The 4,623-nt window shown below is 73.3% G+C and carries 3 protein-coding genes and 1 pseudogene; all 4 read right to left on the reverse strand.

The annotated features are described in order from the left end of the window. Nucleotides 1-78: 78 nt before the first annotated feature. Entirely contained in the window at nucleotides 79-1,542 is a 1,464-nt protein-coding gene (locus tag H5J30_RS18430) for an NCS2 family permease (RefSeq protein WP_181788512.1), read from the reverse strand. 114 nt (nucleotides 1,543-1,656) lie between these two features. Further along, complete coding sequence (pucD, locus tag H5J30_RS18435) at nucleotides 1,657-4,047, reverse strand: xanthine dehydrogenase subunit D (RefSeq protein WP_181788513.1); 2,391 nt, start codon at nucleotides 4,045-4,047, stop codon at nucleotides 1,657-1,659. After that, nucleotides 4,047-4,517 (reverse strand): (2Fe-2S)-binding protein, encoded by a 471-nt coding sequence (locus H5J30_RS18440; RefSeq protein ID WP_181788514.1) that lies wholly within the window; start codon nucleotides 4,515-4,517, stop codon nucleotides 4,047-4,049. Before H5J30_RS18440 ends, pucD begins: the two co-directional genes overlap by 1 nt. Next, nucleotides 4,517-4,623: pseudogene (locus H5J30_RS36810) on the reverse strand (FAD binding domain-containing protein); the annotation flags it as partial. The pseudogene H5J30_RS36810 and the gene H5J30_RS18440, both read right to left, overlap by 1 nt.

The following is a 4,623-nucleotide window of genomic DNA, read 5'->3' on the forward strand; positions in this document are numbered from 1 at the left end:
ACGGCCCTCCGCGCACCACCGGGCGAGGTCGGCGGCGATGTCCAGCATGCTGATCAGCTCCTCACGAGGCTGCTGGTCCTATTTGACACCCATCCACTGCTCGATCGGATGGAGCGCGAAGAACACGGCGAAGACGGCGGTCAGGACCCACATGAAGGGGCCGGGCTCGCGCCACTTCCCCTGCGCGGCCCTGATCGCCGTGTACGAGATGACGCCGGCGGCGACGCCCGCCGTGATGGAGTACGTGAACGGCATCAGCACGACCGTCAGGAACACCGGGACGGCCACGCCCCGGTCCGCCCAGTCCACGTGCCGCGCGTTCGCCATCATCATGGCGCCGATGACGACCAGCGCCGCGGCGGCCACGTTGCCCGGCACGATCTGCGCGAGCGGCGTGAACAGCAGCCCCAGCGCGAAGAGCAGCCCGACGACCACGCTCGACAGCCCGGTGCGGGCGCCCTCGCCGACGCCGGTGGCGGACTCCACGAACACCGTCTGCCCGGAGGCGCCCGCGGTGCCGCCGACCGCGCCGCCGGCGCCGTCGATGAACAGGGCCCGCGACAGCCCCGGCATCCGGCCCCGCTCGTCGGTGAGCCTCGCCTCGGTGCCGACGCCGATGATGGTGGCCATCGCGTCGAAGAACCCGGCCAGCACGAGGGTGAAGACGATCATGCTGACGGTCATCACGCCGACGTCGCCCCAGCCGCGGAACGACACCTCGCCGAAGAGGCCGAAGTCCGGTGTCGAGGTGACCCCGCCGGCGGGCAGTTCGGGGGCCCGGCCGTTGGCCCACGCCTCGGGCTTGAGGTCGGCGACGGCGTTGACGACGACGGCGGCGACCGTGCCGGCGACGATGCCGATGAGGATGGCGCCGGGCACGTTGCGCGCCTGGAGCATGAAGATCAGCAGCAGGGTGAGGCAGAAGACGAGGACGGGCCAGCCGCGGAGCTGGTCGTCCACGCCGAGGGTGACGATCTTCGCCTCGCCGGCCTGGACGAAGCCGGCGTTCACCAGGCCGATCAGCGCGATGAACATGCCGATGCCCATGGTGATGGCGTGCTTGAGGGCCAGCGGGATCGCATTCATGATCATCTCGCGCAGCCCGGTGACGACCAGCAGCATGATCACGATGCCGTACGCGACGCACATGCCCATCGCCTGCGGCCACGTCATCTGCGGCGCGACCTGGCTGGCGAGTACGCCGGAGACGCTGAGCCCGGCGGCCGCGGCCAGCGGCACCTTGCCGAAGAAGCCCAGCAGCAGCGTGGTGACCGCGGCGGCCAGCGCCGTGGCGGTGATCAGGCCGGACGGGGCGAGCACGTTGCCGGCCGCGTCCTCCCCGCCCAGGATCAGCGGGTTGAGCAGCAGGATGTAGGCCATCGCCATGAAGGTGGTGAGCCCGCCGCGCACCTCGCGCGCGACGGTGGAGCCGCGCCGGGATATCTCGAAGTAGCGGTCGAGCCAGGAGGCGCGGCCGGGTTCCGCGGTGCCGGATCGGCCGGCCGGCGCGGCGTCGCGCCGGTCGACGGAGGACTGGGTCATGCGGTTCTCCCAAGGTTCACAGGGGCACCCGCGATCGCGGGATTTGGGATGAGGTGGTGCTGCACGACCCGGGGGACGGCCCGAGGCGAAGGGGTGGTGCGGGGTGGTGCTGTATCAGGTGCCGGTCAGGTGCTCCGGCCGTACGGGGGTCCTGGTCAGCGCCAGGCCGGTGGCCTGGCGGATGGCGGCGAGCACCGCGGGGGTCGCCGAGAGCGTCGACGCCTCGCCCACGCCCCGCAGGCCGTACGGCGCGTGCGGGTCGGCCAGTTCGAGCACGTCGACGGGGATGGCCGGGGTGTCGAGGATGGTCGGGATCAGGTAGTCGGTGAACGAGGGGTTCCGCACCCGCCCGGTCGCCGGGTCGACCACGATCTCCTCCATCACCGCCACGCCCAGCCCCTGGGTCGTGCCGCCCTGGATCTGCCCGACGACCGACAGCGGGTTGAGCGCCTTGCCGACGTCCTGGGCGCAGGCCAGCTCGACGACCTTGACCAGGCCGAGCGCGGTGTCGACCTCGACGACCGCGCGGTGCGCGGCGAAGGAGTACTGCACGTGCCCGAAGCCCTGGCCGGTCTCGATGTCGAACGGCTCGGTGGGCCGGTGCCGGAAGGGCAGTTCGACGTCCACGGGCGGCTCGCCGTCGAGCACGTCGGCCAGGTCGGCGAGGACCTCGCCGCCGTCCGTGACGACCTTGCCGCCCTCCAGCAGCAGTTCGGCCGTCGCCCACGCCGGGTGGTACGTGCCGAGCTTGCGCCGGCCGAGGGCGAGGACCTGCTCGCGTACGGCCGCGCAGGCGTTGCGTACCGCGCCGCCCGTCATGTACGTCTGCCGGGAGGCGGAGGTGGAGCCGGCGGAGCCGACCCGGGTGTCGGCCGGGGCGATGACGACCTGCGCGACGCCCAGTTCGGTGCGGGCGATCTGCGCCTGCACGGTGACGCCGCCCTGGCCGACCTCGGCCGCCGCCGTGTGCACGGTGGCCACCGGCTCCCCGCCGACGGCCTCCAGCCGCACGCGGGCGGTGGAGAAGTCGTCGAAGCCCTCGGAGAACCCCACGTTCTTGATGCCGACCGCGTAGCCGACGCCCCGTACGACGTCCTCGCCGTGCGTGGTGTTGGACAGCCCGCCGGGCAGCGCCCGTACGTCCGCCGCGCCGCCGGCGCTCTCCCACTGCCGCTCCGGCGGCAGCGGCCGGGCCTGGACGCGGCGCAGGATCTCCGCCACCGGCGCCGGGGAGTCGACCTGCTGCCCGGTGGGCAGCCGCGAGCCCTGCGACATGGCGTTCAGCTGCCGGAACGCCACCGGATCCATGCCGACGGCCGCCGCGAGCCGGTCCATCTGCGCCTCGTACGCGAAGCACGCCTGGACCGCGCCGAAGCCGCGCATCGCGCCGCAGGGCGGGTTGTTGGTGTAGAGCCCGACCGCCTCGATCTCGACGTTCTCGACGACGTACGGGCCCATCGACAGCGACGCCGCGTTGCCGACGACGGCCGGGGTGGAGGAGGCGTACGCGCCGCCGTCGAGGACGATGCGGCAGCGGGCGTGGGTGATCCGTCCGTCCGCGGTGACGCCGTGCTCGTAGCGGATCCTGGCCGGGTGCCGGTGGACGTGGCCGAAGAAGGACTCGAAGCGGTTGTAGACCATCTTGACCGGCTTGCCGGTGCGCAGCGCCAGCAGGCAGGCGTGGATCTGCATCGACAGGTCCTCGCGGCCGCCGAAGGCGCCGCCGACGCCGGAGAGCGTCATGCGCACCTTGTCCTCCGGCAGCCCGAGCACGGGCGCGATCTGCCGCCGGTCGGCGTGCAGCCACTGGGTGGCGACGAACAGGTCGACGCCGCCGTCCTCCGCGGGCACCGCGAGGCCGGACTCCGGGCCGAGGAACGCCTGGTCCTGCATGCCGAACTCGTACTCGCCGGTGACGATGTGGTCCGCCCGGCGGGCCGCCGCGGCGGCGTCGCCGCGGACGATGGGCTGGCGGTGGACGACGTTCGGGTGGGGTACGTGCCGCACGTGGCCGTCGGTGCGCCCGGGGTGCAGCACCGGCGCGCCGGGGGCGAGCGCGGACTCCTCACCGGTGACGAGCGGCAGCTCCCGCCACTCGATGCGGATCTTCGCCGCGGCCCGGCGGGCGGTCTCGGGGTGGTCGGCGGCGACCAGCGCCACCGGCTCGCCGTGGTGGCGCACCCGCCCGGCGGCGAGCGCGGGGGTGTCGGCGATCTCCAGGCCGTAGTTCTTCTGCTCCGCGGGCAGGTCGTCGTACGTGAGCACGGCGTAGACCCCGGCCTGGGCGAGGGCGGCGGAGGTGTCGACCGAGACGATCTCGGCGTGCGCGTGCGGGGAGCGCAGCGTGTGGCCCCAGATCATGTCCTCGTGCCACAGGTCGGAGGAGTACGCGAACTCCCCCGTGACCTTCAGCGTGCCGTCCGGGCGCAGCTTGGACTCGCCGATGCCGCCGGCGGTCCGCGAACCCTGCCTCAGGTCGGTCGGGATGCGGGTGACTTCGGACATCAGGCCCCCTCCCCCCGGCGGGCGGCGGCGAGCCGGACCGCGTCGAGGATCTTCTCGTAGCCCGTGCAGCGGCACAGGTTGCCCGACAGGCCCTCGCGGATGTCGGCGTCCGACGGGGACGGGTTCTGCTCCAGCAGGTCGTCCGCGGCGACCAGCAGACCCGGCGTGCAGAAGCCGCACTGCACGGCGCCGGCGTCGACGAACGCCTGCTGGACCGCGGAGAGGCCGTCCCCGGCCAGCCCCTCGACCGTGACGACGTCGCGGCCCTCGGCCTGCCCGGCGGCGACCAGGCACGCGCACACCGGCACGCCGTCCAGACGTACCGTGCACGAGCCGCACTCCCCCTGCTCGCAGGCGTTCTTCGAGCCCGGCAGGCCCATCCGCTCGCGCAGCACGTACAGCAGGCTCTCGCCCTCCCAGACGTCGTCGGCCCGCTGTTCGCGGCCGTTGACGGTGAACGTCACCCGCATCACGCGGCTCCTTCGCCTCTTGTGGATCCTGCCGTGCCCCGGCGGTACGACTCCCAGGTCCAGCCGAGCGTGCGGCGCGCCATCACGCCGACCGCGTGGCGGCGGT

This window comes from Streptomyces phytophilus, from assembly GCF_013870535.1.
Taxonomy (GTDB): Bacteria; Actinomycetota; Actinomycetes; order Streptomycetales; family Streptomycetaceae; genus Streptomyces; species Streptomyces phytophilus.